This window comes from Tardiphaga robiniae, assembly GCF_001618955.1.
Classification (GTDB): Bacteria; Pseudomonadota; Alphaproteobacteria; order Rhizobiales; family Xanthobacteraceae; genus Tardiphaga; species Tardiphaga robiniae_A.
In genome coordinates this window covers 1,155,876-1,181,627 of sequence record NZ_LVYV01000001.1, presented here as the reverse complement: position 1 = coordinate 1,181,627, position 25,752 = coordinate 1,155,876, and the positions used below count along the sequence as shown (strand labels likewise).

Genomic DNA, 25,752 nt, shown 5'->3' with positions numbered 1-25,752 from the left:
CGTTCTTCTGCGATCCCTACGCCCCCTGGCAGAAAGGTGGCGTCGAGAATGCCATCGGCCGCATGCGTCGCAGGATCCCGCGCAAGACCGATCTGGCCACGCTCACGCCCCAGGATCTTGCTGATGCCGTTCTGGCTTACAACAGCACACCCCGAAAGTGCCTTGACTGGCACACCCCCGCTGAGCTCTTTGCTCGACAGCTGTTGCACTTCGAGTGGGAATCCACCTCCCCGCCTTCGCGGGGATGACAGTCGAGAGGATGTACCGTCTCAACTACCTGATCCACCCCGTCGCCAGCGCGCTGGCCCATTCGGGTCGCTGGTTCTGCAACGCCAGCTCCGCCATCGCCTGATGATCATAAGGCACCTGACGGAACGTCACCTGCCAGCGTCCATCGCGCTTCTCGATGATCGCATAGCAGGCATCGGGCGTGCCGACTTCCAGCGTATGCGGATAGGGCGTGACGTCGCGATAGCCGGGACCGCCGACGCTGCCGGGATTGACGATCATGCGACCGGCGCGCAGCCGGACGGCGCGCGCGATATGGGTGTGGGCGCAGAGGATCAGCGACTGAGTGATACCCTTGGCCTTCTCCTCGATCGCTTCGATCGGGGCCATGTGGACGATGCCCTCGGGAGTCACAGCTTCCATCCAGTAGGTGTTGTCGTCATCGGGCGTGGCATGACAGAGATAGACCTCCTCACGATAGATCGTACTGAAGGGTAGCGCACGTAGCCACTCCATCTGCGCCGGCTCGAGCTGGCTGTGCGCCAGCCGATCGGACGGCCACATGTCGTCGAGTGCATAGTCGGTGACATAGCGGTCGTGATTGCCGCGCACGCAGACGGCGTTCATACCCATCATGATCTCGACGGTGCGGCGAGCATCCATCGGGCCCGAGACCATGTCGCCGAGATTGACGATATCGGAAATGCCCTGGGCGCGGATGTCAGCGACAACAGCCTCAAGGGCGAGATAATTGCCGTGAACATCGGCAATGGCAGCGAAGCGCATCGAACCTCCAGAGGTCGTTATGTCGATGCACGTTTTATGCAGGTAGCGTGCCGTTCTCCGCAAGGACATGACCGGCCAGATAGAGCGAACCCGCAATCAGGATCCGCGGCGGGACCTCGTAGGCCAGCTTCGTCAGCGACTGCAGTGCGTCGGCGACGCTCGGCGCTGTCTCGACGCGCATGCCGAGACTGCGCGCGGCATCGGCCAGTGCATCCGGCGCCATGACGCCGTCGCGGCCGGGGATTTTCACCGCGATGATATGCCGAGTCTGGCCGGCGAAGTTCGCCAGAAAACCCGCCGCATCCTTGTTGGCCATCATGCCGGCGATCACGACCAGAGGACGTGACACGCGCTCTTCGAGATCGCCGAGCGCCGCCGCAATGACGCGCCCGCCATCGGCATTGTGGCCGCCATCGAGCCAGACTTCGGATTCGGCAGGCGCCGCACCGACAAGCTTGCCCGATGTCAGCCGCTGCATCCGCGCCGGCCATTCGGCGCGCGCCACACCCGTCTCATAGGCGGCGGGATCGATCTTGAAGATATCCAGCGCGCGCAGCGTCGCAATCGCAAGACCAGCATTGCCGAACTGATGGCGCCCGAACAGCCGCGGCGCGGCGATATCCATCAGCCCGCGATCATCCTGATACACCAGACGGCCGCGCTCAATATTGACGTGCCATTCCTGCCCGGCGCTCACGAGGGGCGCGTGCATCCTACGCGCCTGCTGCTCGATCACCTCGGTTACATCAGGCGATTGCTCGGCGGTGACCACCGGCACGCGGCGCTTGATGATGCCGGCTTTCTCGCTGGCGATCTTCGCAAGTGTATCGCCCAAAAAATCCGTGTGATCGATGGCGATCGGTGTCAGCACGCATGCGGCTGGTGTTTCGATCACATTGGTCGCATCGAGCCGGCCGCCGAGGCCGACTTCGAGCAGCACGACATCGGCGGGATGTTTCGCGAACAGGTCGAACGCAGCGGCAGTCTCGGCCTCGAACAACGTGATTGGCGCGCCGGCATTGATCGTCTCGACATGGGCGAAAGCCGCACGCAGTTCATCATCGCTCACCAAGGTGCCGGCGAGACGGATGCTCTCATTCATGCGGACGAGATGCGGCGAGGTGTAGACATGGACGCGCAGACCTGCGGCCTCACAGATCGCGCGCAGATAGGCGATGGTCGAGCCCTTGCCGTTGGTGCCGGCAACGTGAAGCACCGGGGGCAGCTTGCGCTCGGGATTGCCGAGCTGCGCCATCAGCCGCTGCATGCGGTCCAGCGACAGATCAATGGTGTTCGGATGCAGCGTCGAGAGCCGCGCCAGAATCTCGCCGAGGTCCGGCGACGATGGCGGCGCGGAGTTGCTCACGCGTGCGCGGCCGGCACCGCGTCAGGAGCCACGACGATCTCGGCCGGAATGCTCTCCGCGCGCGGCGGGCTCGCAATGGCCGGCGACTTCGTCAGCAGGCGACAGAGGCGCGCCAGCGTCGGCTTCAGATCGTGGCGATGCACGACCATGTCGATCATGCCGTGGTCACGGAGATATTCGGCGCGCTGGAAACCTTCCGGCAGTTTCTCGCGGATGGTCTGCTCGATCACGCGCGCACCGGCAAAGCCGATCAGCGCGCCGGGCTCGGCGATCTGCACGTCACCCAGCATCGCGTAGGACGCGGTGACACCGCCGGTGGTTGGATTGGTCAGCACGACGATGTAAGGCAGCTTGGCTTCGCGCAGCATCTGCACGCCGACCGTGGTGCGCGGCAACTGCATCAGCGACAAGATGCCTTCCTGCATGCGGGCGCCGCCGGAAGCCGCAAACACGATGAAGGGCGACTTCTTCTCGACCGCGAGCTCAAGTCCGCGCACCAGCGCTTCGCCAGCGGCCATGCCGAGCGAACCGCCCATGAAATCGAAATCCTGCACGGCGACGACGACGCCGGTACCTTCCATCCTGCCGAAGCCGACCTTGACCGAGTCGTTCATGCTGGTCTTGGTGCGCGCATCCTTGATGCGATCGACATATTTGCGCTCATCACGAAACTTCAGCGGATCGGCGATCACTTCGGGCAGCGCGACGTCATACCAGGTCTCATTGTCGAAAATCGACTTCATGCGGGCAGTGGCGCCCATGCGCATGTGATAGTTCGAGCCGGGAATGACGAACTGGTTGCTCTCGACGTCCTTGTAGAACACGAGCTGTCCCGTATCCGGGCACTTGATCCACAGGTTCTCGGGCGTATCGCGCTTGAGGATGCTGCGGATTTTCGGCCGGACGACGTTGGTGAGCCAGTTCATATGTGTCTCCGCGTCGCTGAGATGATGCGTCGCTCTGATATCTATATGGCGGCCGGGACAGAGCCCGGCAACCGTTGTCCCGGTTGATGGAGGCCAATTGTGGCTTATTCGGCAGCCTGTTTGGCCCCGTGAACGCCCTGGGCGAGGGCTGCGGCCAGATCGGCGACCGCGCTGACCGTCCTGGCCGTGGCCTTGCCATCGGCGTCCAGCGAGCCCTTCAGTGCATCGATCAGCGCCGTTCCGACCACCGCGCCGTTGGCATGCCGGGCGATGTCATGCGCGGCTTCCGGCGTCCGGATGCCAAAACCGACGCAGACCGGCAGCTTGGTATGGCGCTTGATCCGCGCCACGGCCGCGCTCACGGCGGATGAATCCGCGCTGGCTGATCCCGTGATGCCGGTGATCGAGACGTAATAGACGAAGCCCGACGTATTCGCGAGCACAGCCGGGAGGCGCTTGTCGTCGGTGGTCGGTGTTGCGAGACGAATGAAATTGAGGCCAGCCTTCATGGCGGGCAGGCACAGCTCGGCGTCTTCTTCCGGTGGAAGGTCGACGATGATCAGACCATCGACGCCCGCGGCCTTCGCGTCGGGCAGAAATTTATCGACGCCGTAGATATAGATCGGATTGTAGTAGCCCATCAGGACGATGGGCGTCTTGTCGTCAGCGGCGCGGAAGTCGCGCACGAGCTGTAGCGTCTTGCGCAGCGTCATACCGGCCTGCAGCGCGCGCAGACCCGCGGCCTGGATCGACGGGCCGTCGGCCATCGGATCGGTGAAGGGCATACCGATCTCGATGATATCGGCGCCGGCCTTTGGCAGCGCCTTGACGATTTCCAGCGCGGTGGCGGGATCGGGATCGCCGGCCATCACGAAGGTGACGAACGCCGCGCGGCCTTCGACTTTCAGTTCGGCGAAACGAGTATCGATGCGGGTGGTCACGACTGCCTGCCCTTCAGGATATCGCCGACCTGCGGGACGTCCTTGTCGCCGCGGCCGGAGAGGTTGACGACCATCAGGTGATCCTTCGGCAGTGTGGGTGCGAGTTCGCCCACCTTGGCGAGGGCATGGGCCGGCTCCAGCGCCGGAATGATGCCTTCGAGCTTCGACAGCAACTGAAACGCTGCCAGCGCTTCTTCATCCGTTGCCGACAGATACTTCACGCGGCCGATGGTGTGCAGCCACGAATGCTCGGGGCCGATGCCGGGATAGTCGAGGCCCGCGGAGATCGAATGGCCTTCCTGGATCTGGCCGTCTTCATCCATCAAGAGATAGGTGCGGTTGCCATGCAGCACGCCGGGACGGCCGCCAGCAATCGATGCGGCATGCAGGTTGGTGAGCCCGTGGCCCGCCGCTTCGACGCCGTAGATATCAACCGATGGATCGTCGAGAAACGGATGGAAGAGCCCCATCGCATTGGAGCCGCCGCCGATGCAGGCGATCAGCGAATCCGGCAAACGACCTTCGAGCTCCTGCATCTGCACACGGGTTTCCTCGCCGATGATCGACTGGAAGTCGCGCACCATCATCGGATAGGGATGCGGGCCGGCGACGGTGCCGATGCAATAGAACGTGTTGTGCACATTGGTGACCCAGTCGCGCAGCGCCTCGTTCATCGCATCCTTGAGCGTGCGCGCACCGACCTGCACCGCCACCACCTTGGCGCCGAGCATTTCCATGCGGATCACATTGGGCTGCTGACGCGCCACGTCCACCGCGCCCATATAGACGATGCATTCGAGGCCGAAGCGCGCGCAGAGCGTCGCCGTCGCCACGCCATGCTGGCCGGCGCCGGTCTCGGCGATGATCCGCTTCTTGCCCATGCGGCGCGCGACCATGATCTGGCCGAGCACGTTGTTCACTTTGTGTGAGCCGGTATGATTCAGCTCCTCGCGCTTCAGATAGATTTTTGCGCCACCGAGATGTTCGGTGAGACGCTCCGCAAAATAGAGCGGCGACGGGCGGCCGACATAGGCCTTGAGATAACCGTCCATCTCCTTGCGAAAGGCGGGATCGGCCTTGGCGTCCTCATAGGCCTTCTGCAGATCGAGGATCAGCGGCATCAGCGTCTCGGCGACGAAGCGACCGCCAAAAATACCGAAGTGACCGGTGTCGTCGGGACCGGACCGATAGGAATTTGGAATGGCTTGAGTCATCAGGTCGTCAACTCTTCCGTTGCGCGCGCGGCGCGGATGAAAGCGCGGATCATGTCGGGATCCTTGATGCCCGGCGCGCTCTCCACGCCGGACGAAATATCGACACCGCCGGCCCGTGTGATGCGCAGGGCCTCCGCGACATTGGCGGCAGTGAGGCCGCCCGATACCATAAAGGGCAACTTCAGATCGAGGCCTTCGAGCAGGTGCCAGTCGAAGACCGCGCCGAGACCACCCGGACGCGTAGCATCCTTCGGCGCCTTGGCATCGAACAGGATGCGGTCGCAGACCGCGGCATAGCCGGGCAATGCGGCGAGCTCGGCCCTGGTCTCGACGGCGAGCGCCTTCATCACCGGGAGGCCGAACTTCTGTTTGATATCACGCACCCGCGCCACGCTCTCCCTGCCGTGGAGCTGCAGGATATCGGGCCTCAAGGCATCGATACTGTTTTCGAGATCCGCGTCATCGGCATCGACCGACAGCGCGACCTTCACGGCACGGCCCTTCGCCTGCTTGCCCAAAGCCCGCGCAACGTCGAGCGTGACGTGACGCGGCGACGGCGGAAAGAACACGAAGCCGACCATATCCGCGCCGCCGACCAGAGCCGCATCGAGCGTCTCCGGAGTGGACAGGCCGCAAATTTTGACGATCAGAGACATGCTTCAAATGGCCGCTGGCAATACCGGGAATGGCGGGAAAAGCCTATGTGCGGGGTTCTACAACGTCGCGCCGGACTTGTCTCGCTCACCGGCCATATAAGGGGAACCCGGCGCCGGGAGCCGCTGCGTACCATTCCGCGAGGCGGTCGCAGCATGGGCGCGCAGATCGGCCAGTTCTGCGCGGGCCCGCTGCGCATCGGCCTCGCGCTGGCGCGCTGCACGGCGCCAGTGGCCCTGCCTGAACCAGGTGGCCATGCCGCCTGCGATGACACCTAGGATGGCCGACAGGATGATCACCACGAACAGCGGCAGCGTGGCGCCGACCGCCGGATCGCTGCTGTTGAACGGATCAAAGGACACCGTGACCAGATGACGGTTGGCGACGGCGAACACGACGAAGACAATCGCGAGGGGGATGATCACCAGAGCTGAGAAGAATTTGCGCATCAACATCTCTCGCGAAGGCGATGCGGGCGCGCATTCCGCTATCTGGCTCAGGCCTGTCGGCCCGAATGCGCGCTACCTCAAAGTTCTTTATGTCGCTGCGCTTGCTTCCGGTGCAGCATCGTCGCGATTCAGGCGCTCGCGCATTTCCTTGCCGGTCTTGAAGAACGGAACGCTCTTCTGGTCCACCGGGACATGCTCGCCAGTCCGGGGATTACGGCCCGCACGGGCCGGGCGATGCTTCACCGAGAATGCGCCGAAGCCGCGGAGTTCGACACGATCACCACGTGCCAGCGCGGCCACGATCTCATCGAGTATCGCATTCACGATGTTCTCAACATCCCGCTGGTAGAGGTGCGGGTTATGCTCAGCGATGCGTTGAACGAGTTCGGATTTGATCATCGAGACGTTGGACTCTGAACGGGAGAATGCATTTCCGTGAAAATGCCTTGAACTGTCAAGACGCTAAATGAATTCGGGCACCTTCGAAAATGCGTGACAAATGCCCGAAACCGTTGTTGCAGCCTTCTTTGCAGTGCGGAAAGAACAGGACGAGCGGTTCCCTAGTTAGTGGTGGCCGGCCGCCACAACGCCAGCATGCCATCGAGGCCGAAGCCATCCATGGCCTGCGCGAGGCCCGCCTGCTCGACCTGCCGCGCGATCGCGCCAAGACCTACAGCGTCAAGCGTGATCGTCGCAGCTGCGCGCAGGAAGGTGAAATCGCTGAATTTAGGCGTCAGCTTGAAGTCGCGAACCGGCAGGTCGCTCTTGATCTTCTTCTCGGATACCAGCCACGCCACGGCGGCTTTCTCGTCGCCGAGCTGATCGATCAGCTTGAGATCCACGGCCTGGCGACCCGTGAAAACACGGCCATCTACGACTTTCTGTAGTTGCGCGTCATCCATGGCGCGGCGGCTCTGCACGAGCCCACGGAACCAAGCGTAGGAGTCCCTCACCAGCGATTCCAGCGCCGCCCTCGCTTCCGGGCTGGTCGGCTCAAAGCCGTTGGGCGCCGCCTTCAGCGGCGAGGATTTGACCTGCTCGACCTCGACACCGACGGTCTTCATCAACCCCGTGAAATTGGGAAACTGGAACAGAACACCGATGGAGCCGACCAGCGAGCTCTGCTGCGCGACGATATGGTCGGATGCGAGTGCCGCGATGTAACCGCCCGATGCGGCCAGGCCCTCGACGACAACGACCATCGGTTTCTTGGCCTTGAGGCGCATCAGCGCGTCATAGAGCTGCTCGGAGCCAGCCGTGGTGCCGCCCGGCGAATTGATATGTACCACCACCGCCGCCGCCGATGACTTCTCCAGCCGCTCCAGCGCCTCGACGCGATCATTGTTGCTCTGGATCAGGCCCTCGATCTTGATGCGCGCGATCGCCCCCGACGACGACAGCGCCTCAGAGCCCGACCGTGTCACGACGACGCCGACGACGACCACCGCAGCGACCGCGGCCAGCACCGCCGCCACGCGCCAGAACGTCAGCTTGCGACGCATTCTGCGGCGATCGACGATCACATCGGAATCAAGCGACATCGGAAGTCTCCTAAGCCCTCGGCGAGAGCTGCGTCTGGCGGATGCTGCATCTGTCGTCCGGGCAGCGTTTACTTGAGGTATCTCAAATACATCAATTGCGAGGCAATATGAAGAAAACATGGTCGAAACAGCAAAAAGGGCCCCGGTGAAACCGGGGCCCCAATTGGTAGCAACAAGTGAGTCGAAACTTACTTGCGCGCTTACTTGTCGGTGCTCTGCTTGAGCGCCTTGCCGAGAATGTCGCCGAGGGTCGCGCCCGAATCCGACGATCCGTACTGCGCGATGGCTTCCTTCTCTTCTGCCACTTCGAGAGCCTTGATCGACACCTGGACCTTGCGGGCCTTCTTGTCGAACTGGATCACGCGGGCATCGACCTTCTCGCCGACGGCGAAACGCTCAGCGCGCTGATCCGAGCGCTCACGCGCCAGTTCCGAACGCTTGATGAAGGTCGTGAAGTCGGTGCCGGCGATCTGAACGTCGATGCCGGATTCCTTCACTTCGATCACTTCGCAAGTCACGACAGCGCCCTTCTTGACGTCGCCCGGCTCTGCGAAGGGGTCGCCTTCGAGCTGCTTGACGCCGAGCGAGATGCGCTCCTTCTCGACATCCACGTCGAGGACGATGGCCTTGACCATGTCGCCCTTCTTGAAGTTGTCGATGACCTGCTCACCCGGCTGCTTCCAGTCGAGGTCGGAGAGATGGACCATGCCGTCCACGTCGCCTTCGAGACCCAGGAACAGACCGAACTCGGTCTTGTTCTTGACTTCGCCTTCGACGGTCGAACCGACCGGGAACTTCTCGACGAACACTTCCCACGGATTGCGCATGGTCTGCTTGAGACCGAGCGAAATGCGGCGCTTGACGCTGTCGACTTCGAGAACCTGCACTTCGACTTCCTGCGAGGTCGAAACGATCTTGCCGGGGTGCATGTTCTTCTTGGTCCACGACATTTCCGACACGTGGATCAGGCCTTCGATGCCCGGCTCCAGTTCGACGAATGCGCCGTAGTCGGTGATGTTGGTGACGCGACCCGAGAAGCGTGCGTTCAGCGGGTACTTCGCCTCGATGCCCTGCCACGGATCGTCGAGCAGCTGCTTCATGCCGAGCGAGATACGGTGGGTCTCGTGGTTGATCTTGATGATCTTGACCTTGACCGTTTGACCGATGGTGAGCACTTCGGTCGGATGGTTGACGCGGCGCCACGCGATATCGGTGACGTGCAGCAGGCCGTCGATACCGCCGAGGTCAACGAACGCACCGTAATCGGTGATGTTCTTGACGACGCCGTCGATGACCTGACCCTCTTCGAGGTTCTGGACCAGTTCCTGACGCTGTTCGGCGCGGGTCTCTTCGAGAACCGTACGACGCGACACGACGATGTTGCCGCGGCGGCGATCCATCTTGAGGATCTGGAACGGCTGCGAGTTGTTCATCAGCGGAGCGACGTCGCGGATCGGACGGATGTCCACCTGCGAACGCGGCAGGAAGGCCACTGCGCCGTCAAGATCGACGGTGAAGCCACCCTTGACCTGGTTGAAGATGACGCCGTGAACCTTCTCGTTGTTGTTGAAGGCCTTCTCGAGCTTGCCCCAGCTCTCTTCGCGGCGGGCCTTGTCGCGCGACAGAACGGCTTCGCCCAGTGCGTTTTCGATCCGGTCGAGGAACACTTCGACTTCGTCGCCGACCTTGAGTTCGCTGTCACGGCCGGGACCGGCGAATTCGCGCAGTGCCACACGGCCTTCAGTCTTCAGGCCGACGTCGATGACGGCCATGTCCTTTTCAATCGCAACCACGATGCCCTTGATGACAGAGCTTTCCTGAAGGTTGCCGCCCGCGAAGGACTCGTCGAGCATCGCCGCGAAATCATCGCGGGAAGGATTATACGAAGAAGCAGTCGAAGCCATTTGTTCTCCAGATGCGGGTATCGCCGGCCGTTCGGGTTAATGGGCGTCTCAAATGTGAAGTGTCAGGGGTCCGCAACCTCTAACGACCGCCTTGCAGGAGGATGCAAGAACGGGCCGGCAGCATGCCTTCACGATCGAAACGTGGGTAGGGTCTTGATGGTGTCCGGAGCCTGAAGCGCGTATCGCAGCTCGAGATCGGGAGCGGGCTTTCCTCCAATGACGGCAACGGTTTTGTCTGAGGCCTTTCGGAAAGAAAGAAAAATCAGACCCGTTGCCGGCCCGCTCGGACGGCCTCGACAATGTCGATGGCGGCCCGGACGCCGCCTTCTATATCCAAATTGGAGTTATCCAGCAAGTATGCATCCGTGGCCGGCTTTAGAGGCGCAATCGGGCGGTTCTGGTCGCGTTCGTCGCGCCTGATGATATCCGCCAGCACGGCGGCCTCATCGGCCACCTCGCCCCGTCCAAGAGCCTCCAGGGTGCGCCGGCGGGCGCGGACCCTGGCATCGGCCACGACGAAGATCTTCACGTCCGCATGGGGGCAGATCACGGTTCCAATGTCGCGGCCGTCGAGCACCGCTCCCGGCGGATCCTCGGCAAAACGCCGCTGGAAGTTCAAAAGGACCTCCCGCACCCGGGGGATGGCCGAGACCACAGAGGCCGCATCGCCGACTTCTTGGGTCTTCAGCGCCGGATTGCCGAATTTCTCGGGATCGAGCTCACTGGCGACAGCCACGGCCAGCGCCTCATCGGTCAGGTCCGCACCAAGATCGAGCAGCGCCTTGGCGACCGCGCGATAGATCACGCCGGTATCGAGGTGCCGGTAGCCGTAATGGTGCGCCAACCGTTTGCCCAGCGTGCCTTTTCCGGATGCGGCGGGACCGTCGATAGCAATGATCATGCGTTGCGCGTGCTCGTCTTGTCACGATGAATGGCGGTGGATCGGGAGCCAAGCTCGCGCGACCTGCGCGGACTTAGCACCCGTCTCCGGAAATATCCACGCCAGCCCGGCTCACGAAAAATCAGCACCCAGCCGACGCATCATCGGGATGAAATCGGGGAAGCTGGTTGCGATGAATGTCGTGTCGTCGATGGTCACCGGCTGATCGGAAGCGAGGCCCATGGCCAGTGCCGACATGGCGATGCGGTGATCCATATGGGTGGCGACGAGGCCGCCACCGGCAACACGGCCGTTGCCGTGCACGATGAGGTCGTCGCCAACGATTTCCACATTGACGCCGTTGACCCGTAGCATCGCCGCAGTGGCTTCCAGACGGTCGGATTCCTTCACACGCAGCTCCTGCAGCCCGCGCATGGTGGTCGTGCCCTCGGCAAACGCCGCAGCCACAGCCAGCACCAGATATTCATCGATCATCGACGGCGCGCGCTCCGGCGGCACTTCGACGCCGTGCAGCTTCGACGCAGTGATCCGGAACTGTGCCATCGGTTCGCCGGCATCGCCGCGGATATCGCTTTCCTCGATGGATGCCCCCATCTCGCGCAACGTCGTGAACAGCCCGATGCGCAGCGGGTTGGTCATCACGTCGGTGAGCACGATCTCGGAACCCGGCACGATCAGAGCCGCAACCATCGGAAATGCTGCGGAGGATGGATCTGCCGGCACCACGACATCAGCGCCCTTCAATTCAGGCTGGCCGGTGAGCGTGATCTTACGACCATGCGCGCCTTCTTTTTCAGAGACGATCTCGGCGCCGAAATGTTTGAGCATCAGCTCGGTGTGGTCGCGGCTGGCCTCGGTCTCGATCACCGTGGTCGTGCCCGGCGCCGACAGACCTGCCAGTAGAACGGCCGACTTGATCTGGGCTGAGGCCACCGGGGTGCGATACACGATCGGCAGCGGATCACGCGCGCCGGCGATGGTCAGCGGCAGACGTCCGCCCTCCTCGCTTGCGGTCACCCTGGCGCCCATCAATTCCAGGGGGTCGACGATCCGGCGCATCGGCCGGCTGCGCAGCGAGGCATCGCCATCGAACGTCGCCTCGATCGGGCAGCCGGCAACGGCGCCCATCACCAGCCGGCACCCGGTACCGGAATTGCCGAAATCCAGCGGCGCCTTGGGTGCGGCAAATCCGGCAACGCCGACGCCATTGACCTTCCACGCGAAATCGCCTGTTCGTTCGACCTTGGCGCCCAGTGCTTGCATCGATTTGGCGGTATTCAGGACGTCCTCGCCCTCCAGCAGCCCCGTGATCCGGGTCTCGCCGACCGCCAGGGCACCCAGAATAAGGGCCCGGTGCGAGATCGACTTGTCGCCGGGCACGCGGGCAGAGCCGCGCAGGGCGCCGGATTTTCGCGCTGTCAGCGGTGTCGGCTGGGCGGCGGCTGTGTCTGATTGGGTCAAGATTGTGTTCCTTCGCGCAGGCGGCTCGTAGCATATGAGCCACGCTGCGTCACGCAGCGGTCATTCTCACGCAAACCGCTATTGACAGGGGCGCGTCAACTAGCCAAGTGAAGCACCGTTTTTCAAAAAATCCCCAGGACCCTTCACGTGGCCAAATCCGATCTCGGAACCAAACGCATTTGCCCCACGACGGGCAAGAAGTTCTACGACCTCAACAAGAGCCCGGTGATTTCGCCTTATACAGGCGAGGTTGTGCCGATTGCGCCGATTGCGCCGCCGCGGACCCGCGCGGATGCAGCCGCACGCGCAGCTGCAGCATCTGCCGCCGCGGAAACTCCGGAAGCCGCCGAGAGCGAAGAATTGGTCTCGCTGGAGGAAGCCGACGCCGAGGAGAATACCGGCAAGAAGGCTGCCGTACTGGAATCCGAGGACGATATCGAAGTCGATGACACCATCGATGACGATGAAGACGATGATTCGACCTTCATTGCCGACGAAGAAGAAGGCGATGAGGACGTGACCGACATCATCGGCGACGTCTCGGGCGACGAAGAAAGTTAAGCTCAGAAGAGACTTGAGATCACTCCTGATATGTGATCTTGGTTTGCCGCGCGACGCCCCACCCAGTGCGTCGCAGGTATTGGGGCCATAGCTCAGCTGGGAGAGCGCTTGCATGGCATGCAAGAGGTCGGCGGTTCGATCCCGCCTGGCTCCACCACCCTTCGCGAGCTTCGGCTCAGCGAGCCGCACCAACTAATCCTCGTAGAGAATGACCGCGCTAATCCCCCAGCGCTGCGTTCAGCCGATCACGTAGCGCCACGAGGTCATTTTTCATCGCGGCCATTTCGCCGACCGTGCAGGCTGACGCCGCAAGGATTCCCTGCGGCACGGCCTTGGCTCTTTCACGCAGCGCCTGACCTTGCGCCGTCAATGCGATCAGCATCTGCCGCTCATCCTCGACGCTGCGGGTGCGCTTGATCAGGCCAGCGGCTTCCAGACGCTTCAACAGCGGCGTCAGCGTGCCCGAATCGAGAAACAGCCGCTCGCCGATGTCCTTCACCGGGACATTGTCCTGCTCCCACAGCACCAGCATCGCCAGATATTGCGGATAGGTCAGCTTCAACCGGTCCAGCAACGGTTTGTAGACGCGATTGAACGCATGGCCGGTCGAATAGACGGCAAAGCAGAGCTGGTTATCGAGCTGCAGCAGCGGAACGGGTGCGGGTTTCTTGGCCATGATTATCTCCGGAGCTTATTTGGCCACAGGTGACGCCCAACCCCAACCCCTTCACGATCAGTTGAGCACAATTAGGTTGTGCGGCGCGTTTTATGTATTGTACGCAATCTAATTGTGCGCAATTATAATCGGGCAAGACACCAACAACGAGGAGACACACCATGTCTGTCAACGTGCTCTACAAGACCAGCGCCAAGGCAACCGGCGGCCGCGATGGCCACGCCGCAACGCTCGATGGCGCGCTCGACGTCAAGCTCGCCACACCGAAGGAACTCGGCGGCGCGGGCGGCGCAGGCAACAATCCCGAGCAGCTGTTCGCGGCAGGCTATGCCGCTTGCTTCATCGGAGCGATGAAGTTCGTGGGCTCGCAGGGCGGCCCCAAGGTCCCCGCCGACGTTTCGGTCACCTCCACGGTAGGCATCGGCCCGCGTTCGGCCGGTGGTTTCGGCCTCGATGTCGAACTCGCCGTCTCGCTGCCGGGTCTCGCTCGCGCCGACGCCGAAGCGCTGGTCGAGAAAGCGCATCAGGTCTGCCCGTATTCCAACGCCACACGCGGCAATATCGACGTCCGCATCGTGATCGTCTGAGTCACAGCGACGCAAACGAATTAACTCTCGATACGAACGGGCTCGGCCATCGGCCGAGCCCGTTCGCGTTCGTCTGGCGGTTGCGCCATACCCTCGCTCTGGCCATAGCCGCTGCCCGGACAAGGCCATTGCTGACCGGCCGGAAGCCCGCTAGCTCTGACAGCCCTTACATGCTCTCTGGCATAAAAATATCCCAACGACACTTGAGAGAAGGCTGATTGAATGAGCTTGCCCATAGCTCCCGGCGCGATTGCCGGCCTGCGCGTGATCGATCTGTCGCGCGTTCTTGGCGGACCCTATTGCACCCAGATCCTGGCCGACCACGGCGCTGACGTCGTCAAGGTCGAGCCGCCGGCCGGCGACGAGACTCGCGACTGGGGCCCCCCCTTCCACGACGACGACGCGGCCTATTTCATCGGCACCAACCGCAACAAGCGCTCGATCGGTCTCGACCTCGCCTCCGAGGACGGCCGCACGGTGCTGATGCGGATGCTCGAAAATGCCGACGTGATGATCGAGAACTTCAAGCCCGGCACGCTCGACAAATGGGGCATCGGCAACGATTTCCTGCGCGAGAAATTCCCGCAGCTGATCCATTGCCGCATCTCCGGCTTCGGCGGCGATGGCCCGCATGGCGGCCACCCCGGCTATGACGCGATCATCCAGTCGATGGTCGGCCTGATGGCATCGACCGGCTCACAGGAAAGCGGCCCGACCCGCATCGGCGTCGCGCTTGTCGACATGGCGACCGGTCTCTATGCCTGCGTCGGCATCCTGATGGCGCTCGCCGAGCGCGCCAAATCGGGGCTCGGTCAATTCGTCGAGGCGACACTGTACGAAACCGGTCTTGCGATCATGCATCCGCATACCGCGAATTATTTCTACAACGGCGGCAAGCCGCCGGCGCTAACCGGCAACGAGCACCCGAACCTGGTGCCCTATGCCGTGTTCGCTGCCCGCGACGGCAACATCTTCATGGGCGTCGGCAATGACGGCACCTTCCGCAAGCTGTGCCGCGAACTTGGCAAGCCGGAGCTCGGCACGGACGTGCGCTTCGCACGCAACCGTGACCGCGTGCAGAATCGCGATGCGCTGCGTGCCGAGCTGGAAGCGATCCTTGGGGAACACGACAGCGCACCGCTGTGCGAGCGCCTGCTCGGCGCCGGCCTGCCGGCAGGCCCGGTGCAGTCGATCGACAAGGCACTCGCCAATGCGCACACGAAGCATCGCGGCGATATCATCGAGAAGGACTGGTACAAGGGCGTTGCCTCGCCGGTCCGCTTCGACCGCACCAAAGCGAGCCTGCGCCACGTGCCGCCGAAGTTCAACGAGCACTTCAACGAGATCCTCACCGAGTTCGGCTACTCCGGTGACGAGATCAAGGAGCTGGTCGCCAAAGGAACCGTGAGCGGCTCCGAGCGCAAGCGATAAAACAACACGGGGCTGCGCGATCTGCAGCCCCGTTCGTCTTCGACTTTTTGCGGCTTCCCAACGCCGCTATTTCCCGCCTAGCATCCGCGCTGTCAAAATGTCGCATGCACGTCATCCGGCGCAGCTTTGTTGCAACGAGACGATGACGGCTAACGGGAGAAACTGGATGATCCGCCCCCAATTCGCACTCGCCACTTTGTTCGCATCCACGCTGGCGCTCGCTTCGCCCGCGCATGCAGTGACCGAGATCCAGTGGTGGCACGCGATGACCGGCGGCAACAACGACATCGTCAACAAGCTCGCGGCTGATTTCAATGCCAGCCAGTCGGACTACAAGGTGATCCCGACCTTCAAGGGCAGCTATCCCGACACCATGAATGCCGGCATCGCCGCGTTCCGAGCCGGCACCGCACCGCACATCCTGCAGGTCTTCGAGGTCGGCACCGCAACCATGATGAGCGCCAAGGGCGCCGTCAAACCTGTCTACCAGCTGATGAAGGACGCGGGCGAGCCGTTCGATCCCAACAACTACCTGCCCGCGATCACCGGCTACTACTCGACATCGAAGGGCGAAATGCTGTCGTTTCCCTTCAACTCATCGTCGATGGTGATGTGGGTCAATCTGGATGCGCTGAAGAAGGCCAACATTGCCGAAATTCCCAGGACCTGGCCCGAAGTGTTCGAGGGCGCCAAGAAGCTCAAGGCGGCCGGCTATGCGACTTGTGGCTTCTCCAATGCTTGGGCGACCTGGGCCAATATCGAGCAGTTCTCGGCATGGCACAATGTGCCGATCGGTACCAAGGCGAACGGACTCGACGGCTTCGACACCGAACTGAAGTTCAATTCTCCGCTGCATGTCAAACATCTGCAGACCCTGATCGAATTGCAGAAGGACAAGACCTACGACTATTCCGGCCGCGCCAATGCCAGCGAGAGTCGCTTCGGCTCCGGCGAATGCCCGCTCTTCATGACCTCGTCCGGCTATTACGCGACGGCGAAGGGCACCGCCAAATTCGCCTTCACCTCGGTGCCGATGCCCTACTATCCCGACGTCACCGGCGCGCCGCAGAATTCGATCATCGGCGGCGCCTCGCTGTGGGTGATGGGCGGTAAGAAGCCCGACGACTACAAGGGCATCGCCAAGTTCTTCAGCTTCCTGTCCGACACAGATCGTCAGGCAAAGCTGCATCAGGAGTCCGGCTATCTACCGATCACCAAGGCTGCCTATGAAAAGACCAAGACCGACGGTTTCTATGACAAGAACCCGATCCTGCAGACCCCGCTGAAGGAGCTGACCAACAAGGAGCCGACCGAAAATTCGCGCGGCCTGCGGTTCGGCAACATGGTGCAGCTGCGAGACATCTGGTCCGAGGAAATCGAGTCTGCGCTGGGCGGCCAGCAGACCGCGCAGCAGGCGCTCGATACTGCCGTGAGCCGTGGCAACGCCATGTTGCGGACATTTGAGAAGACGGTGAGGTAATTGATCATCGTGGGTCTATACGAAAGCGAAGCGCTGCAGACGTGTCCCCTCCCCCCTTGCGGGGGAGGGTCAGGGAGGGGGGTGGCCGCAAACGCCGGAGCTTGGGGTTACCCCCCTCCCCGGCCCTCCCCCGCAAGGGGGGAGGGAGTGCCGAGCCTCCGCGGCACGGCGCGATAACAGCCAATGGAAAAAACCGCCGTCTTCAAAGGCAAGTTCCTGCCCTACCTGTTGCTTGTGCCGCAGCTGGTCATCACCCTGGTGTTTTTCTACTGGCCGGCCAGCCAGGCTGTCTGGCAATCGTTCCTGCGCGAGGACGCGTTCGGCCTGAACTCGGAATTCATCGGGCTGGAGAACTATCAGGCGCTGCTGGCCCAGCCGGAATACTACAAGTCGATGGTGACCACGCTGGTGTTCTCGTCGCTGGTCGCGGCGCTCTCACTGTCGATCGCATTGTTGTTCGCCACCCAGGCCGACAAGAATCTGAAAGCGGCACCGACCTTCAAGGTCATGATGATCTGGCCCTATGCAGTGGCTCCCGCGGTCGCCGGCGTGCTGTGGCTGTTCATCTTCCATCCCTCGCTCGGCACGATGGCACGGCCGCTGCGCCTGATGGGCTTCAACTGGAACCCAATGTTGAACGGCAACCACGCCATGGCGCTCGTCGTCATGGCCGCGGTGTGGAAGCAGATCGCCTATAATTTCCTGTTCTTCCTGGCCGGCCTGCAGGCGATCCCGCGCAGCGTACTCGAAGCCGGGGCGATTGATGGCGCCGGGCCGTATCGGCGATTCTGGACGATCACGTTCCCGTTGCTGTCGCCGACCACGTTCTTCCTGCTGGTCGTCAACGTCGTCTATGTGTTTTTCGACACCTTCGGCATCATCGACGCGGTCACCGGTGGCGGGCCGGCCGGGGCGACGACCACCATGGTCTACAAGGTCTATGCCGACGGCAGGCTCGGCGGCGACCTCGGCGGATCGGCGGCGCAATCGGTGATCCTGATGGTGATCGTGATCGCGCTCACGGCGATCCAGTTTCGTTATGTCGAGCGCAAGGTGCAGTACTGATGGTCGAGCACCGCCGCTGGAACGATATCCTCGCTTATGCGATCCTTATCCTCGGCGTGTTCATCGTCGTGTTCCCGGTCTATGTCGCACTGATCGCCTCGACACATGACGCAGCAACGGTGGTCAACGGCAACATGCCGATGCTGCCGGGCAGTCATACGCTGGAGAACTACTACCGCGCGATCTTCGTCGGCGGATCGCGCGCCAGCCGCGAGCCGGTCGGCCATATGCTGATGAACTCGTTCGTCATGGCAATGGGCATCGCGCTCGGCAAGATCGTGATCTCGATCCTCTCCGCCTATGCCGTGGTGTATTTCCGTTTTCCGTTCCGCCAGACGGCGTTCTGGATCATCTTCGTGACGCTGATGCTGCCGGTCGAGGTCCGTATCTATCCGACCTACAAGGTGATCGCCGATCTGAAGATGCTCGACACCTATGCCGGGCTGATCCTGCCGCTGATCGCATCGGCCACCGGCACGCTGCTGTTTCGCCAGTTCTTCATGACCATCCCCGATGAATTGCTTGAAGCCTCGCGCATCGACGGCGCCGGTCCCTTTCGCTTTTTCAAGGATACGCTGCTGCCACTGTCGGTCACGACGATGGCAGCGCTGTTCGTGATCCAGTTCATCTATGGCTGGAACCAGTATCTGTGGCCTCTGCTGATCACGACGCAGGAGTCGATGCAGACCATCGTCACCGGCATCAAGAAAATGCTGACGACGACGGATGAACTCGCCGAATGGCAGCTCGCGATGGCGACGGCGATTCTTGCCATGCTGCCGCCTGTCGCCGTGGTGGTGTTCATGCAGCGGCTGTTCGTGCGCGGCCTGGTCGAGACGGAGAAGTAAATTCAGATGGCCAATGTTTCGCTGCGCAACGTCCGCAAGACCTATCCCGGCGGCTTCGAGGCCATCAAGGGCATCGATTTCGAGATCGGCGACGGCCAGTTCTGCGTGCTGGTGGGACCAAGCGGCTGCGGCAAGTCGACCTTGCTGCGCATGGTTGCCGGACTTGAGACCGTTACCTCCGGCGAGGTCGATATTGGCGGCCGTGTCGTCAATGAGATCGAGCCGGCAGATCGCGACATCGCCATGGTGTTCCAGAACTACGCGCTCTATCCGCATATGAGCGTCTACAACAACATGGCTTACGGCCTGCGCAACAGGGGCATGCCGAAGCCCGAGATCGATACGCGCGTCCGCGAGGCCGCGCAGACGCTCGAACTCGCCGGCATGCTCGATCGCAAGCCCAGACAATTGTCCGGCGGCCAGCGCCAGCGCGTCGCCATGGGCCGTGCCATCGTCCGCCAGCCGAAAGTGTTCCTGTTCGACGAACCACTGTCGAATCTCGACGCCAAGCTGCGCGTCGCCATGCGGGTCGAAATCCGCAAGCTGCAACGTCGTCTGAAGACGACCTCGATTTACGTCACTCACGACCAGCTCGAGGCGATGACTCTGGCGGATATTCTGGTGGTGATGAATGGCGGCCAGGTCGAGCAGATCGGCAGTCCGCTCGATATTTACCGCAAGCCGGCGACCACTTTCGTCGCGTCCTTCATCGGCGCGCCACCGATGAATCTGATCAGGCTGAGCGGCGATGAGATCCGTGCGCAGTTCGCCGGCGACAGCCGCAGCGCTGCCGAGACCGGTATCCTGGGCGTCCGGCCGGAAGACCTTGCGATCTCCAGCGAGGCCACAGCTGACGGCGGCATCACGCTGAACCTGACGGTCGAGGCCATCGAGCGGGTGGGCGCGGAAACCTTCGTCTATGGCACCCGCGCGCGCGCCGAAAAGGCGGTCAGCGCCACTCCGGGCGAGCTGCCCGAAGGCGAGGTCATCGTGCGTATCCCCGGCCAGGATGCCCCGGCCATCGGTGCGTCGATCCGCGCCACGGCCCCCCGCGACAAACTGCACCTGTTCAGCGCTGACGGCCGCAACCGGATCGATATCTGATCAGGTTCAAGGCCTTAGTAACGGTTTCCCTGCAATTTAGAGGTGCTTGAACCGGGCTTTGGCATGCCCATATTGTTGATTGACCGGTTGGCAGAGTGCCGACTGGCCAGGGGTGCCGTAAGGGCCCCTCAAAGTCGCTTCGAGAGGGCTTTGTAGGTATGTCTCGTGTTCCTTCGTTATCTAGTCCGTTCCTTTTGGGATTCGACGAGATTGAGCGTGCGCTCGATCGCGTCGTCAAAGGCGCCGACGGTTATCCTCCTTACAACATCGAGCGGTGCGATCGTAACAACGGTCAACCCGAACGCCTGCGGATCACGCTGGCGGTCGCAGGTTTTACCCGCGATCAGCTCGATGTGACCACCGAGGAAAACCAGCTCGTGATCCGGGGCCGCCAGCAGGACGACAAGACTCGGCAATACATCCATCGCGGCATCGCCGCGCGCCACTTCCAGCGTACTTTCGTGCTGGCAGAGGGGATGCTGGTGCTGGGTGCGGATCTGAAGAACGGGCTGTTGTCGATTGATCTGGCCAGGCCTGAGCCTGAAAGGGTCATTAAGACAATCGCTATCAATGAACACGAATAATGCATGACCCGACAAACTGGTTTCCGGTTTTTCGATCAGGTCATGCATCCTGAGTATGGAACGAGTAGCGGACTCGACCGCTTGATCTCATAGAAGGAGTCGAGACGATGACTGAAGTTGTTACGATCAATGAAAATGCCGCCGTCACCGCCGAAGCATTGGCGCATCTGGGCGAAGGTATGATCGCCTATGTGAAGCCGGTTCGCTCGGAAGATGTGCCGGGACTGTTCCCGCAGGCGCCGGAGATTGCGCCGGGACTGCAGCTGTTCGCGCTGCACGCCGCCGACGGCACACCGATCATGCTCACCGACAGCCGCGAAGCGGCGATCGCGAATGCATGGAGCCAGGAATTGCAGGCCGTCAGCGTTCACTAACGCGAACTGGCCAGCATGCAGACGTCAGGATACGCGGTGACAGCCGCGTATCCCAATGTCGATTATCCCAGCGTCCAAACGACGATCATCGCGCGCAGGCGCTCGGCTTGCATGACGCGGTATCTATTTAACCCGTCGTCAATATCGTGCGCACACCATCGGACGCAATCGATTCGCACACGACCTCTCATCAGCTGCGCATCTGAAAAACTGATCCCCCCATCAATAGCAATCCGGATATCCGACGCGATGACATCATTGCGCCTGATCTTTGCTGCCGTTTCACAGAAGAAAATGGTGACCACGCATTCACCATGACTTGAGAAAATCTGGTCATGTTGAGATTCGAGGTCGCTATGAACGGATCGACACAAGCCCAGATCGTTCAAGTCGAAGACTTGCTGCGGAGCTTCGGTGCGACGGTCACCGCCCCAGAGGTAGAGGTGGCTGCGCCAAGCCGGTCATGGAATTTGGATAGTCGGCCGGTGATCGCAGCCTGTTTTGCGCTCCTCGTTTTTGCACCGGGCTGCGCAGCTGCCACCGTGTTCCTGATGCGTGCCGACGGCACCGTCCCTCCCATCATCGCGCCCGACAGCAACCCGCCTTTCGTGACCAAGTCAGACCGCTTGCCGCTCGGGCAATGGAGCATCGAGGCCATTCAGAGCCTCGGCACTCTAAATAACGCGCGCCTTGCGGCGGCTGCCGCACTCGCAGATCCCATATTTCTCTCACCGATCCTGATCCGCGGCAGCCTCGAGGACGGCACGCTCACGACCTTCGCTGAGCCCGCGGCCATGCCTGGGCCGACCATGCTGCTGTCAAAGCTGCGGGTGAAGCGTGACGTCCGGCGCCCCAAGCCACCCAAACTCGTCGCCGAAATCACTCACCCTGAGCCGCCACAACCAACCTTCTTCGAAAAGCTGTTCGGACGACGTTTCAACTAGCTCAGTCACTCTTCTCACAAGCGAGGAACACAATGCAAAACACTGCCGCGATGAACTCGGACGTCAAAGCTCTCCTCACTTTGCTGTTGCTGAAGACCGGCACCAGTTCGCCGGAGATTCACAATGCTCTGCAGCTTGCTGCCGCATCGCGGGTAATGATGGCCGAAGAATATGCCAATCCGATGCGCATGCAGGGCATAGAAGCTTCAGGCAGCAACGTCGCCAAGCTTCGTCCCGTAACCGCCGTCAACGTTCCTGAAACGTCAGCGGCCGTGCGACGCATGAAGCAGAGCGCAGACGCAATGAATTCCGACGTCAAGGCGCTGCTGACGTTGCTGCTGCTCAAGAGCGGCGCGGATTCCAACGAGATCCAGACAGCACTGCGGATGGCAGCATCATCGCGGGCAGTCGCTGCAGCGGAAGAAGCAGAATCGATCCGTGCCGAAACGCAAGCCGAAGCTGCCTCTGCAGCCATGAACGAGCTCGCATCGATCACCGCGCGGCAGGCGGTGCGCAACGAGTCGCTCGCTCCAATCTCGGCCAAGGAATTCGCGGCGTAAGCTGGCAAGGCCAACCAGCCTTCTATCCGCGCAAGCAGGGATCTGGTTCGGAATAGGAGAATCGCCCGGTCCAACCGGGCGCTTCCAGCGTAAGCTGCGGGGTGAGATGGTTAGGCGGCTGTCGCTGGCGGCAAAGCGAGCACCGAATAGATCGCCTGCGCGTCACGGGAGGCACGCAGTTTCTTGGCGACGTCCTGATCGCGCAGCAGACGTGCTATCCGCGCCAGCGCCTTCAGATGATCGGCGCCCGCACCTTCCGGCGCCAGCAGCAGAAACACCAGATCGACCGGCTGGCCGTCCATGGCCTCGAAATCGATCGGACGCTCCAGGCGCGCAAACAGGCCGAACAGCTTGTCGAGCTTTGGCAACTTGCCATGCGGAATGGCGACGCCATAGCCCACGGCCGTCGTGCCAAGCTTCTCACGCTGCAACAGCACCTCGAAAACGGCGCGGTCGTTCTGACCGGTGAGCGCGGAAGCGCGCGCCGCTAGCTCCTGCAGCGCCTGCTTCTTGCTGTTGACCTTCAACGCCGGGATTATCGCCTCGGGCGCGACCAGATCGGTAATCGTCATTGACCGTTCCGAGGATGTTTGACCGTCAGCGGGTAGTTAGAACCAAAACCGGCAGCGTCAAGAAAGACTGGAAAGGGACATCGTTCCCTGTGATGGAAAACGCGCCGGGCGCGAACGCCCGGACGTACTCTAGCACCGGAACCCCCCATGCGAAATCCATTGACTGGCATAACCTGTCAAAGGCGGCGGACCATAGGGAGGGGCCGTTTGGGCGTCAATGCCGTCAGGACGGTTTAACCACCGGCGGATCGACCCAACCCACGTTACCGTCGCCCCGGCGGTACACGATATTCACCCGACCGGTACTGCCATGCAGGAATACCACGACGGCCGCGCCGGTGAAATCAAGTTCCATGACAGCTTCGCTCACCGAGAACCGCTTCAGCGACCTGGTCGATTCGGCAATGATGACCGGATCGTAGCCGCTGTCGGCATCGCCCTCATGATCGGGCGCCTCAAGGATGTAGCTCGGCGCATCCAAAGTCGGGGCCATGAGTTCGGCCATCGCCTGATTTTCAGCATGCGTCTTGCGCGCGGAACGATCCTTCAGCCGGCTCTTGTAGCGACGCAAGCGCTTCTCGATCTGGAGGAGCGCCTGATCGGCGCTAGCATAAGCATCCGCTGCATTGGAGTCCGCTTCGAGCGTAATTCCGGAATCAAGATGCAACGCACAATCAGTGCGGAAGCCGAAGCCGTCTTTGCTTAGCGTGATGTGACCGGAATAGTTGCCATCGAAATATTTGCGAAGGACCTCATCGGTCCGCTCGCTCACGCGGCCTCGCAAAGCGTCTCCGACATTAATGCTTTTTCCCGAGATACGAAGGGTCATGCTGATGCCTCGATTCTTCTGCCTTGAACCGACAGTATCCCGTTTCCACGGGAGTGCAATCAAGCTGGTGCAGTGTCGCGGGATCGGTCGGGTGTCCTATCGGACGGAGTGGCGGGTGCCGTGAGTGCATTGCCGAGCATACTCTGCTTGTCGCGGCGGCGCTGGACCGAAGACGGGATACGCATGGCTTCACGGTATTTGGCAACAGTACGGCGCGCGATATCAATTCCGGCTTCGCGCAAGCGTTCCACGATCGTGTCGTCCGAAAGAATAAGAGAAGGACTTTCTCCATCAATCAATTGCTTGATGTGATGTCGCACCGCTTCCGCCGAATGCGCTTCGCCACCGTCGGCTGACGCGATCGACGCCGTAAAGAAGTATTTCAATTCAAAGCTGCCGCGATTTGTCGCCATGTATTTATTGGCGGTAACGCGCGACACCGTCGATTCATGCATTTGAATGGCATCAGCAACCGCCTTGAGATTCAGCGGCCGCAGATGCGCAACACCCTGCGTGAAGAAGCCATCCTGTTGCCGGACGATCTCGGTCGCTACCTTCAGGATAGTACGCGCGCGCTGATCAAGCGCACGCACCAGCCAGGTCGCGTTCTGTAGACAATCAGTGAAGTACGACTTGTCGCCATCCTTGCGGATCGTTTTCGACAGCTCGGAATAATAAACCTGGTTCACGAGAACGCGCGGGAGCGTGTCACTGTTCAGCTCGACATGCCAGCCGCCATCGGGACCCGGCCGCACATAGACGTCAGGCACTACGGTCTGTGTTCGCGCCGAGCCAAACTTCAGACCGGGCTTCGGATCGAGTCTGCGAATCTCGCCGATCATGTCGGTCAGATCTTCGTCGTCGACGCCGCAGATTTTTCTGAGATTGCCGATGTCGCGCTTGGCCAGGAGATCGAGATGCTCGACCAATGCCTGCATCGCGGGGTCGTAACGGTTCTGTTCACGCAACTGGATTGCGAGACATTCGCTGAGACTGCGCGCGCAGACACCCGGCGGATCGAATTTCTGCAACGCACCGAGAACACTTTGGACATCGTCAGCAGATGCGCCCAGCCGCTCATGCACGTCGCCGAGATCTTGCGGCAGGTAGCCGGCCTCATCGACGAGATCGATCAGATACTGACCGATCATGCGCTGCACAGGCGACGAGAACGCCACCGCGAGCTGTTCGGCGAGATGGCTGCCGAGCGTCACTTCCGCGGCAACGAAGGCCTCGAGATTGTAGCTGTCGTCGTTAGAAGCGCCGCCGCCCCATTCGGTATAGGCGGTCGGAGCAGCGTCCTGCGCGTTGCGCGCGGCGGCCTCGGCCGGCTCTTCGGAGAAGACGTTGTCCAGCCCGGTATCCAGGGTCTGTTCGATCTCGGCGCGGGTGCCGAGCTCGCGGTTCATCCACTCGTCAGGCGCCGGCGCATCGAAGCTGTCGCCGCCTGAACGATCGGGAAAATCGGTATGGTCGCCGCCATCGTCGTGGCCGGAGGCATAGCCCGCTTCGTCCTGGCCCGAAAACTCGCTGCGCTCGGGGCCAGCCTCGCCGGCCACCGGTGGCTCAGGACCGTCGCTGGCGCGCTCCAGCAGCGGATTGCGCTCCAGTTCATCTTCGACAAAGGTTGCGAGATCGAGATTCGACAGCTGCAGCAGCTTGATGGCCTGCATCAGCTGCGGCGTCATCACCAGCGACTGGGATTGCCGGAACTCTAGTCTCTGCGTCAGCGCCATGGAGGCAAAAACCGATCCAAAAGTTGGTCC

29 protein-coding genes and 1 tRNA gene are annotated in these 25,752 nt (G+C 61.8%); 13 read left to right on the top strand and 17 right to left on the bottom strand.

Annotated features, from left to right (window positions below; all coding sequences use genetic code 11):
- On the top strand, positions 1 to 248 hold a 248-nt coding region (locus A4A58_RS31250; RefSeq protein WP_204378161.1), incomplete at its 5' end, for an IS30 family transposase.
- 25 nt (positions 249 to 273) lie between these two features.
- Here the strand turns inward: A4A58_RS31250 and A4A58_RS05585 are convergent.
- From A4A58_RS05585 to aroA, 12 genes are all read right to left on the bottom strand, one after another.
- Positions 274 to 1,014, bottom strand: coding sequence for a metallophosphoesterase family protein (locus A4A58_RS05585; RefSeq protein WP_068730332.1), 741 nt, complete (start codon positions 1,012 to 1,014; stop codon positions 274 to 276).
- 34 nt (positions 1,015 to 1,048) lie between these two features.
- Complete coding sequence (locus A4A58_RS05580; protein WP_068730331.1) at positions 1,049 to 2,380, bottom strand: bifunctional folylpolyglutamate synthase/dihydrofolate synthase; 1,332 nt, start codon at positions 2,378 to 2,380, stop codon at positions 1,049 to 1,051.
- Complete coding sequence (gene accD / locus A4A58_RS05575) at positions 2,377 to 3,306, bottom strand: acetyl-CoA carboxylase, carboxyltransferase subunit beta (protein ID WP_068730330.1); 930 nt, start codon at positions 3,304 to 3,306, stop codon at positions 2,377 to 2,379. The genes A4A58_RS05580 and accD overlap by 4 nt, the downstream gene beginning before the upstream one ends.
- A 104-nt stretch (positions 3,307 to 3,410) precedes the next feature.
- Positions 3,411 to 4,247 (bottom strand): tryptophan synthase subunit alpha, encoded by an 837-nt coding sequence (gene trpA / locus A4A58_RS05570; protein WP_068730329.1) that lies wholly within the window; start codon positions 4,245 to 4,247, stop codon positions 3,411 to 3,413.
- Complete coding sequence (trpB, locus tag A4A58_RS05565) at positions 4,244 to 5,461, bottom strand: tryptophan synthase subunit beta (protein WP_068730328.1); 1,218 nt, start codon at positions 5,459 to 5,461, stop codon at positions 4,244 to 4,246. Before trpB ends, trpA begins: the two co-directional genes overlap by 4 nt.
- Positions 5,461 to 6,117: a phosphoribosylanthranilate isomerase gene (locus A4A58_RS05560; RefSeq protein WP_068730327.1), complete on the bottom strand. Its 657-nt coding sequence runs from the start codon at positions 6,115 to 6,117 to the stop codon at positions 5,461 to 5,463. Before A4A58_RS05560 ends, trpB begins: the two co-directional genes overlap by 1 nt.
- Before the next feature lie 57 nt (positions 6,118 to 6,174).
- Entirely contained in the window at positions 6,175 to 6,564 is a 390-nt protein-coding gene (locus tag A4A58_RS05555; RefSeq protein WP_068730486.1) for a LapA family protein, read from the bottom strand.
- An 87-nt stretch (positions 6,565 to 6,651) separates the two neighbouring features.
- Entirely contained in the window at positions 6,652 to 6,963 is a 312-nt protein-coding gene (locus A4A58_RS05550) for an integration host factor subunit beta (protein WP_068730326.1), read from the bottom strand.
- Between the two features lie 161 nt (positions 6,964 to 7,124).
- Positions 7,125 to 8,105, bottom strand: a complete 981-nt coding sequence (gene sppA / locus A4A58_RS05545; RefSeq protein ID WP_068730325.1) for a signal peptide peptidase SppA — start codon at positions 8,103 to 8,105, stop codon at positions 7,125 to 7,127.
- Positions 8,106 to 8,305: 200 nt separating this feature from the next.
- Positions 8,306 to 10,009: a 30S ribosomal protein S1 gene (rpsA, locus tag A4A58_RS05540; RefSeq protein ID WP_068730324.1), complete on the bottom strand. Its 1,704-nt coding sequence runs from the start codon at positions 10,007 to 10,009 to the stop codon at positions 8,306 to 8,308.
- A 262-nt stretch (positions 10,010 to 10,271) separates the two neighbouring features.
- A complete protein-coding gene (gene cmk / locus A4A58_RS05535; RefSeq protein WP_068730323.1) occupies positions 10,272 to 10,910 on the bottom strand; it encodes a (d)CMP kinase in 639 nt (212 codons plus the stop codon).
- 111 nt (positions 10,911 to 11,021) lie between these two features.
- On the bottom strand, positions 11,022 to 12,371 hold the full coding sequence (gene aroA, locus A4A58_RS05530; protein WP_068730322.1) for a 3-phosphoshikimate 1-carboxyvinyltransferase: 1,350 nt from the start codon (positions 12,369 to 12,371) through the stop codon (positions 11,022 to 11,024).
- A 147-nt stretch (positions 12,372 to 12,518) separates the two neighbouring features.
- Between aroA and A4A58_RS05525 the strand changes: the two genes are divergently transcribed.
- Entirely contained in the window at positions 12,519 to 12,932 is a 414-nt protein-coding gene (locus A4A58_RS05525) for a TIGR02300 family protein (RefSeq protein ID WP_068730321.1), read from the top strand.
- Between the two features lie 81 nt (positions 12,933 to 13,013).
- Positions 13,014 to 13,089: transfer RNA gene (locus A4A58_RS05520), tRNA-Ala, on the top strand.
- A 60-nt stretch (positions 13,090 to 13,149) separates the two neighbouring features.
- On the opposite strand, the gene A4A58_RS05515 is transcribed toward A4A58_RS05520, so the two are convergent.
- A complete protein-coding gene (locus tag A4A58_RS05515; RefSeq protein ID WP_068730320.1) occupies positions 13,150 to 13,608 on the bottom strand; it encodes a MarR family winged helix-turn-helix transcriptional regulator in 459 nt (152 codons plus the stop codon).
- A 161-nt stretch (positions 13,609 to 13,769) separates the two neighbouring features.
- Here A4A58_RS05515 and A4A58_RS05510 point away from each other — a divergent pair, with 161 nt between their 5' ends.
- The 8 genes from A4A58_RS05510 to A4A58_RS05475 all read left to right on the top strand — a co-directional run bounded on the left by A4A58_RS05510 (position 13,770) and on the right by A4A58_RS05475 (position 21,081).
- Complete coding sequence (locus A4A58_RS05510) at positions 13,770 to 14,195, top strand: organic hydroperoxide resistance protein (protein WP_068730319.1); 426 nt, start codon at positions 13,770 to 13,772, stop codon at positions 14,193 to 14,195.
- Between the two features lie 222 nt (positions 14,196 to 14,417).
- Positions 14,418 to 15,626 (top strand): CaiB/BaiF CoA transferase family protein, encoded by a 1,209-nt coding sequence (locus A4A58_RS05505; RefSeq protein ID WP_068730318.1) that lies wholly within the window; start codon positions 14,418 to 14,420, stop codon positions 15,624 to 15,626.
- Between the two features lie 166 nt (positions 15,627 to 15,792).
- A complete protein-coding gene (gene ugpB, locus A4A58_RS05500) occupies positions 15,793 to 17,106 on the top strand; it encodes a sn-glycerol-3-phosphate ABC transporter substrate-binding protein UgpB (RefSeq protein WP_068730317.1) in 1,314 nt (437 codons plus the stop codon).
- Between the two features lie 183 nt (positions 17,107 to 17,289).
- Positions 17,290 to 18,171, top strand: coding sequence for a sn-glycerol-3-phosphate ABC transporter permease UgpA (ugpA, locus tag A4A58_RS05495; protein WP_068730316.1), 882 nt, complete (start codon positions 17,290 to 17,292; stop codon positions 18,169 to 18,171).
- Positions 18,171 to 19,019, top strand: coding sequence for a sn-glycerol-3-phosphate ABC transporter permease UgpE (gene ugpE, locus A4A58_RS05490; protein WP_068730315.1), 849 nt, complete (start codon positions 18,171 to 18,173; stop codon positions 19,017 to 19,019). The genes ugpA and ugpE overlap by 1 nt, the downstream gene beginning before the upstream one ends.
- A 6-nt stretch (positions 19,020 to 19,025) precedes the next feature.
- Positions 19,026 to 20,123 carry a sn-glycerol-3-phosphate import ATP-binding protein UgpC gene (locus A4A58_RS05485; protein WP_068730314.1) on the top strand — a complete coding sequence of 366 codons (1,098 nt, stop codon included), beginning with the start codon at positions 19,026 to 19,028 and terminating at the stop codon, positions 20,121 to 20,123.
- Between the two features lie 158 nt (positions 20,124 to 20,281).
- Positions 20,282 to 20,707, top strand: coding sequence for an Hsp20 family protein (locus A4A58_RS05480; RefSeq protein WP_068730313.1), 426 nt, complete (start codon positions 20,282 to 20,284; stop codon positions 20,705 to 20,707).
- Between the two features lie 107 nt (positions 20,708 to 20,814).
- The gene (locus tag A4A58_RS05475) at positions 20,815 to 21,081 is read left to right on the top strand and encodes a DUF1150 family protein (protein ID WP_068730312.1); all 267 of its coding nucleotides are present in this window, start codon (positions 20,815 to 20,817) and stop codon (positions 21,079 to 21,081) included.
- A 62-nt stretch (positions 21,082 to 21,143) separates the two neighbouring features.
- Here A4A58_RS05475 and A4A58_RS05470 read toward each other — a convergent pair whose 3' ends face one another.
- The gene (locus A4A58_RS05470) at positions 21,144 to 21,386 is read right to left on the bottom strand and encodes a hypothetical protein (RefSeq protein WP_068730311.1); all 243 of its coding nucleotides are present in this window, start codon (positions 21,384 to 21,386) and stop codon (positions 21,144 to 21,146) included.
- Positions 21,387 to 21,437: 51 nt separating this feature from the next.
- Between A4A58_RS05470 and A4A58_RS05465 the strand changes: the two genes are divergently transcribed.
- The gene (locus A4A58_RS05465) at positions 21,438 to 22,025 is read left to right on the top strand and encodes a hypothetical protein (protein WP_068730310.1); all 588 of its coding nucleotides are present in this window, start codon (positions 21,438 to 21,440) and stop codon (positions 22,023 to 22,025) included.
- Positions 22,026 to 22,057: 32 nt separating this feature from the next.
- Entirely contained in the window at positions 22,058 to 22,585 is a 528-nt protein-coding gene (locus A4A58_RS05460) for a hypothetical protein (RefSeq protein WP_068730309.1), read from the top strand.
- A gap of 110 nt (positions 22,586 to 22,695) precedes the next feature.
- Here the strand turns inward: A4A58_RS05460 and ptsN are convergent, their stop codons facing one another.
- From ptsN to rpoN, 3 genes are all read right to left on the bottom strand, one after another.
- Positions 22,696 to 23,157 carry a PTS IIA-like nitrogen regulatory protein PtsN gene (gene ptsN / locus A4A58_RS05455; protein ID WP_068730308.1) on the bottom strand — a complete coding sequence of 154 codons (462 nt, stop codon included), beginning with the start codon at positions 23,155 to 23,157 and terminating at the stop codon, positions 22,696 to 22,698.
- 223 nt (positions 23,158 to 23,380) lie between these two features.
- Positions 23,381 to 23,986, bottom strand: a complete 606-nt coding sequence (hpf, locus tag A4A58_RS05450; RefSeq protein WP_068730307.1) for a ribosome hibernation-promoting factor, HPF/YfiA family — start codon at positions 23,984 to 23,986, stop codon at positions 23,381 to 23,383.
- A 59-nt stretch (positions 23,987 to 24,045) separates the two neighbouring features.
- Positions 24,046 to 25,722 carry an RNA polymerase factor sigma-54 gene (gene rpoN / locus A4A58_RS05445; protein WP_068730306.1) on the bottom strand — a complete coding sequence of 559 codons (1,677 nt, stop codon included), beginning with the start codon at positions 25,720 to 25,722 and terminating at the stop codon, positions 24,046 to 24,048.
- Positions 25,723 to 25,752: the final 30 nt, after the last annotated feature.

Bases quoted from the DNA above. Each gene is read 5' to 3' on its own strand.
- A4A58_RS05585 (WP_068730332.1), bottom strand. From the start codon at position 1,014: ATGCGCTTCGCTGCCATTGCCGATGTTCACGGCAATTATCTCGCCCTT.
- accD (WP_068730330.1), bottom strand. From the start codon at position 3,306: ATGAACTGGCTCACCAACGTCGTCCGGCCGAAAATCCGCAGCATCCTC.
- trpB (WP_068730328.1), bottom strand. From the start codon at position 5,461: ATGACTCAAGCCATTCCAAATTCCTATCGGTCCGGTCCCGACGACACC.
- A4A58_RS05560 (WP_068730327.1), bottom strand. From the start codon at position 6,117: ATGTCTCTGATCGTCAAAATTTGCGGCCTGTCCACTCCGGAGACGCTC.
- A4A58_RS05555 (WP_068730486.1), bottom strand. From the start codon at position 6,564: ATGCGCAAATTCTTCTCAGCTCTGGTGATCATCCCCCTCGCGATTGTC.
- A4A58_RS05550 (WP_068730326.1), bottom strand. From the start codon at position 6,963: ATGATCAAATCCGAACTCGTTCAACGCATCGCTGAGCATAACCCGCAC.
- sppA (WP_068730325.1), bottom strand. From the start codon at position 8,105: ATGTCGCTTGATTCCGATGTGATCGTCGATCGCCGCAGAATGCGTCGC.
- rpsA (WP_068730324.1), bottom strand. From the start codon at position 10,009: ATGGCTTCGACTGCTTCTTCGTATAATCCTTCCCGCGATGATTTCGCG.
- cmk (WP_068730323.1), bottom strand. From the start codon at position 10,910: ATGATCATTGCTATCGACGGTCCCGCCGCATCCGGAAAAGGCACGCTG.
- A4A58_RS05515 (WP_068730320.1), bottom strand. From the start codon at position 13,608: ATGGCCAAGAAACCCGCACCCGTTCCGCTGCTGCAGCTCGATAACCAG.
- A4A58_RS05510 (WP_068730319.1), top strand. From the start codon at position 13,770: ATGTCTGTCAACGTGCTCTACAAGACCAGCGCCAAGGCAACCGGCGGC.
- A4A58_RS05505 (WP_068730318.1), top strand. From the start codon at position 14,418: ATGAGCTTGCCCATAGCTCCCGGCGCGATTGCCGGCCTGCGCGTGATC.
- ugpB (WP_068730317.1), top strand. From the start codon at position 15,793: ATGATCCGCCCCCAATTCGCACTCGCCACTTTGTTCGCATCCACGCTG.
- ugpA (WP_068730316.1), top strand. From the start codon at position 17,290: ATGGAAAAAACCGCCGTCTTCAAAGGCAAGTTCCTGCCCTACCTGTTG.
- ugpE (WP_068730315.1), top strand. From the start codon at position 18,171: ATGGTCGAGCACCGCCGCTGGAACGATATCCTCGCTTATGCGATCCTT.
- A4A58_RS05485 (WP_068730314.1), top strand. From the start codon at position 19,026: ATGGCCAATGTTTCGCTGCGCAACGTCCGCAAGACCTATCCCGGCGGC.
- A4A58_RS05480 (WP_068730313.1), top strand. From the start codon at position 20,282: ATGTCTCGTGTTCCTTCGTTATCTAGTCCGTTCCTTTTGGGATTCGAC.
- A4A58_RS05475 (WP_068730312.1), top strand. From the start codon at position 20,815: ATGACTGAAGTTGTTACGATCAATGAAAATGCCGCCGTCACCGCCGAA.
- A4A58_RS05465 (WP_068730310.1), top strand. From the start codon at position 21,438: ATGAACGGATCGACACAAGCCCAGATCGTTCAAGTCGAAGACTTGCTG.
- A4A58_RS05460 (WP_068730309.1), top strand. From the start codon at position 22,058: ATGCAAAACACTGCCGCGATGAACTCGGACGTCAAAGCTCTCCTCACT.
- ptsN (WP_068730308.1), bottom strand. From the start codon at position 23,157: ATGACGATTACCGATCTGGTCGCGCCCGAGGCGATAATCCCGGCGTTG.
- hpf (WP_068730307.1), bottom strand. From the start codon at position 23,986: ATGACCCTTCGTATCTCGGGAAAAAGCATTAATGTCGGAGACGCTTTG.
- rpoN (WP_068730306.1), bottom strand. From the start codon at position 25,722: ATGGCGCTGACGCAGAGACTAGAGTTCCGGCAATCCCAGTCGCTGGTG.